Source organism: uncultured Microscilla sp. (genome assembly GCF_947493425.1).
Taxonomy (GTDB): domain Bacteria; phylum Bacteroidota; class Bacteroidia; order Cytophagales; family Microscillaceae; genus Microscilla.
In genome coordinates this window covers 1-5,740 of the sequence record NZ_CANLRP010000286.1, presented here as the reverse complement: position 1 = coordinate 5,740, position 5,740 = coordinate 1, and the positions used below count along the sequence as shown (strand labels likewise).

Annotated in this window: 4 protein-coding genes and 2 pseudogenes; 1 reads left to right on the top strand and 5 read right to left on the bottom strand. The window is 41.5% G+C overall.

Annotated features, from left to right (window positions below):
* The 5 genes and pseudogenes from Q0954_RS32465 to Q0954_RS32445 form a co-directional block, all read right to left on the bottom strand.
* A pseudogene (locus tag Q0954_RS32465) lies at positions 1-686 on the bottom strand (hypothetical protein); the annotation flags it as partial.
* Between the two features lie 166 nt (positions 687-852).
* Positions 853-1,548 (bottom strand): hypothetical protein, encoded by a 696-nt coding sequence (locus Q0954_RS32460; protein ID WP_299465702.1) that lies wholly within the window; start codon positions 1,546-1,548, stop codon positions 853-855.
* Positions 1,549-1,597: 49 nt separating this feature from the next.
* Positions 1,598-1,888 carry a hypothetical protein gene (locus Q0954_RS32455; RefSeq protein ID WP_299465699.1) on the bottom strand — a complete coding sequence of 97 codons (291 nt, stop codon included), beginning with the start codon at positions 1,886-1,888 and terminating at the stop codon, positions 1,598-1,600.
* 141 nt (positions 1,889-2,029) lie between these two features.
* The gene (locus Q0954_RS32450; RefSeq protein WP_299465696.1) at positions 2,030-2,338 is read right to left on the bottom strand and encodes a hypothetical protein; all 309 of its coding nucleotides are present in this window, start codon (positions 2,336-2,338) and stop codon (positions 2,030-2,032) included.
* Positions 2,339-3,690: 1,352 nt separating this feature from the next.
* Positions 3,691-4,014 (bottom strand): helix-turn-helix transcriptional regulator, encoded by a 324-nt coding sequence (locus Q0954_RS32445; protein WP_299465692.1) that lies wholly within the window; start codon positions 4,012-4,014, stop codon positions 3,691-3,693.
* 174 nt (positions 4,015-4,188) lie between these two features.
* Here Q0954_RS32445 and Q0954_RS32440 point away from each other — a divergent pair.
* Positions 4,189-5,740, top strand: a pseudogene (locus Q0954_RS32440) (hypothetical protein); the annotation flags it as partial.

Below are 5,740 nucleotides of genomic sequence, written 5' to 3'. Positions count from 1 at the left end.
TCCTTCTCTTCTTCTTGCACAGCAGTGAATATTTGTTCTTTACTTTCAAAAATTTCTTTTTCTTCTTTTTCTTTAGAGAGAGTAGAGGTTTTATTTTTAATTCTATTATTATTAATTCTATTATTGTATGAACGATCGTGCATAGTTGCCTGGAACACTTTTGCATACCTGGTATGATCAATTATACCATCCCCACACAAGTCTTCGGTGATTAGGGTGATCAATTGTTCATAGTCAATCTGCCCTTTTTGATCAAGTTTGGTAAACAAGGTGGCTAACCTCTCTTGTGTTTGGGCTAATTTGGTTAAATCAATTCCGCTTAGAATGCCTGAGTTTGCAAATAGCTGTTTTGCCTCTTTGGAGAACGCATAGTAAGCCCCTACACTCTGACGACGGGGATGAGGCACTAAAAAACCGCCGTGGACTAACTTTTCAAACTTTTTTTGTATGCCCCGTTTGCTGGTAATTCCCAGGGAAGGTAAATCATTGAGGCATTTTTCTGCCTTGAACCAAAAGTACTCTACCCCAGCCTCGGTGATGGACTTGTTATGGCCACTGCGGGCAAAATCATGTGCCCAGGCAAGAATGATGTGTTCATCAGCCCTGAGTATGACCTGATTTTTAACAAGGTTATGAAAGTCAAGGCTGAGGTGGTGTTTATAATTGATGGTGTTTTTAGATGACATATTCAGGTAAATTAAATTTAGTGATTCAAATGTTTATGATTTTTGGTTTGCTTACTTTTTGAGCAATCACTTGCCTAAATTACCCAAGGCAAGTGATCAGGGAGGGAGGTGAATTTTGATCTTGATTTTACCCAGTGACTCAAAAATCTCCCTCTCTCTATTATTCCTACTGAGCCAAAGTCAGGACTTTCTTTTGTTCTTTTTTTACAGCCGCCAACTTGTTTTCAAGAATTTCGGCAATGTGCTCCGGATCATAAGACCCTTGAGTAGCAACGCCATCGCTTGAGTCTTCAGTTGATGTTGGTAACAATTGCGCGTACCTGGCAGGTACTATAGGTTGTTGCCCCATTAGGTCATCGGCCAGCATACCGACTAATTTCTCGTAGCGTTGATCCCCCAGCGTGAGAAGGAGAGAAGTTGGGTCAATCTGTACAAGCATTTGAGATACCACCTTTGCCTGCTCACTAATCTCGTATGTATCTGTGCTATCCAGCAGACCAAAATGAGTAAAGAGCTTCTTGGCTTTGGAAGTGAATCCGTAATATGCCCCTATGTTTTTTTGGTGGGGGTGAGACACCAGCAGCCCTTGTCTTACTAACCTTTCAATTTTTTTCTGTATACCTCGTTTGCTGTCAATTCCCAGCGTGGGCAACTCCTGAAGGCATTTTTCCACGCTTAGTTCAAAGTACTCTATCCCAGCCTCCATCACCGAAGGGTGACTGCCATCGCATGCCAGGTCGTGTGCCCAGTCCAGAATGACATATTCATCAGTTTTGATACTGATGTTGTTTTCAATGAGGGCTGTCATATCGAACCTCATGTGTTTTTTATAATTGACAGGTAATGATGTTTGATGATTCATTAGATACATATATTTAAAATGTGATGATAAATCTGTTTTTAATGGTGGATTACTTTTTACTTCTTCTCTTCAACCTTCTGGCCTTGGCCGCTGCTTTATTTCTGGCAATGCGTCCTGCCTTGGCTTGTTCTTCCTGGTCTTTCTTATCCCGAATGCGTTCTGCCCTAGCCACCAGGTAAGCTTTAAGTTTTCGTTTACTTCGGGCAAGTTTTTTGGGCAGGTAAATCCAGGTATTATGGTCTACCTGCACCCTCACCTTGTTTCGTAGCCCTTTTTGCCGTTGCCGGGCAAGGAGCCTTGCCTCGCGTTTGTGTTGTTCAGTGATGCTTTCTCTACTCATGATGGCTGATGTCTTTAGGTGGAGTACTCAGTATTGCCTGTAAATTCAGCCATAGCATTGGTGGGTTTGCCCACAAGGTATGCGACAAATGATGTATCATCTTTCTTATAGTTTTTTTGTTAGCAGTGTATTTTTACCCACCTAATCTTTCCCATGTTGTCCTTTTAGATTGTCCGATTTTCTTCGGAAATGATAGGTGATCTTGGATTCTATTTTTTCCTCAAAACTGACCGGAAATTCAAACAAGGAGACTATTTTGCCTTCAAAGACAACCTCACGAACGGAGAGTTTTTTGGGATACCGGGGCTGAAAGTCCTGATAAAACAGACTCCCATTGAGGTGTTTCAGATCGGTAATGGTAAAGTGCTGAATGTCACTTTCATTCAGTTTTTGCAATACCGTTACCTTTTTTCTTGTGTGCGGGGTAACTCTTTTTTTCCTCTTTTTCATTTTTTACTTTGATGTTTGATCTTTAAATATTGAGAGAATGTCCTCTTTTGTATGGCTACAGCAATGCCGTATAGTTGCCTGCCCAAAGGGACACACCACCTTACCGAAAGCTATACCAGGAAGCATTTACTCGTGCGTTTGCTTACCCTGAGTAGTCATCGTTACATAATGGCAAATAGGTTTGCCAGACTGACACCAGGGTGAATGAAGGGATTGAAAATACTGCTTGCCTCTCTTGAACAAGCCGCTGAGGGAATTATAGTGTTGTTTGCTTCATTTGATCATTTGTCGATTTAAGTAAATAATTTCTTTCTATTTAATAAGCAGTCGTTTGTGCTGACAATGTTGTTTACCTGTCGGTATAGAGAAAAAGGCAAAGGCATACTATGTGTGTACCTTTGCCCAAAAGTATTACAAGGGTCAAACTTGCATTAGATAAACTTATCAATGACATTATTTGACTCTCACATTCAACTAAACTCAGATCATCGTTGTCAGGTATGTCATTAAGTCGTTGTTTTCTTAATGACTTTGCAATGTTATAAACAAGAAATAGTACAAGCAAGAAAAAATTTAAAAATTCTCTTTTTTGCGTTTAAAATAGGTATTTATACTCGCTTATTTGACAGTGAATATTTTTTTTAAAAGAATTTTGAATGTTGGTGAAAGTTTGGTAAGATTGTACTCAACATAAGGGTTCTTTCGTTCGGGAGATCAAACGTTGCCTGCTTACTGGCAGTGTTTGATGTTGCTTACGACATATCATTAGAGCAAAGGCTCCACCTATTTTTCATATTGCATTAGCATCACTCGGCCTGACTGCCAGCAGAATCCCGCTGGCGGGACAGGCTTAAAAGAAACCCAGAGTTATTTTCTTAACCATACATCAAACTGCTTGATTTGAGGCTTTATGGTACTTCTGTGCCTGGCTTTAAAGCAAGCAGCCACCTTACCGCAGGTGTTTATTCAGGACTAAAGCATTACTGTTTGTATAAGTTACTGATTCACCTGTGGTCTGGAATGGCTTGGTTTGCCTGTACCGGAAACAGATATTTCCGGACAAGCGCCAAAAAACAACTGTGCAGGTTTTGCTGCTGTAGCAGGTGGCTTTTAGGCTAAAGACCTCGTTTTGGTATAAAAAAATAAATTATCATTTTGGCAATTTTAATAAATCGCTTGAATAAATGGGAGTACTATATATGTACATTAAAAGAGTCCATTTATTTGATAAGTACAATTTTGATAATTTCTTGTATCCGTTTGTAAATTACCACTATTAAGAATCGTTTGATTATTTATTTATGCAAAAACCTTCGCTTGTTTCAGGCGAAGGTTTTTTTTATTGGTATTACTCATTTATTTTTTGATAGCTTCTCTAGTATTTGTTCCGCAGCCTCCACTTTGGTTTGGGCTTCCCTAAAGAGAGTAATGGCTTCTTTGAGTAAAGCACTGGCTGTTCCTTCGGGGGTCGCCTGATTCACGAGCTCCACTACTGTCAGCCCAAATACTCCGGCAATCTGAATAAGGTCGTCCAGCCCCACATTTTGAGTGCGCCCATTTTCAATCCGTTCATAAGTTTGTTTGCCCCACCCCAATTTAGTGGCCATTTGCTGGTGAGTAAGCCCCTCACTGGTGCGCAAATGCTTAATCATTTTTAGTAAGTCTTGTTTTTCCATGGGGCTAAAATACCTGCTTTTTCTTTGCTACACATCAAATTTTGATGCTTTTTATTTGCAAGTAGTTATCAAAAGATTACATTTGAATAAATAACATCTATTATTGATGTTTAGCCTATTACAATACCTTTTAATATGATGTAATCTACTGATTCACTACCAACTATCTTTACTATGAACAATTCTCAACAACTATTACAAAAGATCAAACAGGCACGTTCTGCTACCCGGCTTACCACCCAAAACCCTTACGATGAACAACACGAAGTGGCCAAATGGAAGGACTACTATGAAAAGGCGCAGCATTATATGGAGGGCAAATCTTACCTCGAAAGGCGGTTGGTGTGGTTTAAACTCAGCAAAGGATTCAGGGCATTTTATCATCCGGTATCAGTTGTCCTTGCCCTCATTACCGCAACTTTACTTGCTACTCAACACCTGGACATGGAGTCGCTCAGTATTACCACGGCACTTTTACTGGGGCTTACCCTGGTGTGCCTGTTAGTGATTTTTGGGGCACTCGAATGGGGCAAGAAAGAAAAAGCCACCGATGTGTTTTATCGGCGGGCAAATGGCAAAGCAGTACCTTTGGTGCAATGGCTGTACCTAAGTTTGCTGGTGTTTGCCTCGTTGCTGATCAGTGCCTTGGGTGGGGCGCTCATTGGCGATGCCCAAACCAACGAAAGTAAAACCATTGCGGTAAGTAAAAATCAGGCAATCCAACGGGTAAAAACCGACCACCAGGCACGTTTGCAACAACTGGCCAAGACCATTGCCGGGCTCGAAAGCCTGTCGGTAGACCCTCAGCTCAGGCGCTGGGGGCTGACCAAAGCCGAACAGGAAAACCTGCGGGCGGGCAAAGCAGAAAAAGCAACGCTTGAGCAACAACAAGCGGAGCAAATTGTCCGGATTGAAGCCGGGTACCAGCAACGTAGCCGCACCAACCATTATTACCGGAACTTGGGAATGGGTATTGGTTTTTCGGTGGTGTTGGTACTGGAACTGTTGATGGTATACGCTTACTACTTTCACAACGCTTTTATGAAACGGGTAGAAGCCGAAGGCAAGCAACACGCTATTTTGCCCCTGCCCGAAGAAACTAAAGAAGGAGTATTGCCTCACCAGGAAATCATTGCAGCAGTGACTGAGAGTTTACAAACCGGGCTTAGTCAGTTGATCAATGTTTCTGATTCAACGGTACCAGAGACAAAGAGCAAACATGATCAAAGGCAGGAAATCAGTTTGCGTCCCAGAGGTAAACCTGATCCGTTAAACAGACACGAGTTACATGGCAGTTTAATGAGTGATGCTACTGCCACTATGAACAAAAGTGATGTCAAGCCAAAAGACAGTCATGACAGTTTAACGGTTGGAGGTATAAACCAAGATGCAACAGCTATGAACAAGGGTGTCAAATCAAAAGACAGTCATGACAGTTTAATGGGTGGAGGTGTGAACAAAGCTGCAACAGCTATGAACAACAAGGGCGTCAAATCAAAAGACTGTCATGACAGTTTAATGGGTGGAGGTGTGAACAAAGCTGCAACAGCTATGAACAAGGGTGTCAAATCAAAAGACAGTCGCGACAGTCATGACAGTTTAACGGTTGGAGGTATAAACAAAGCTGCAACAGCTATGAACAAGGGTGCCAAATCAAAAGACAGTTGCGACAGTCATGACAGTTTAATGGGTGGAGGTATAAACCAAGATGCCACAGTTATGAACA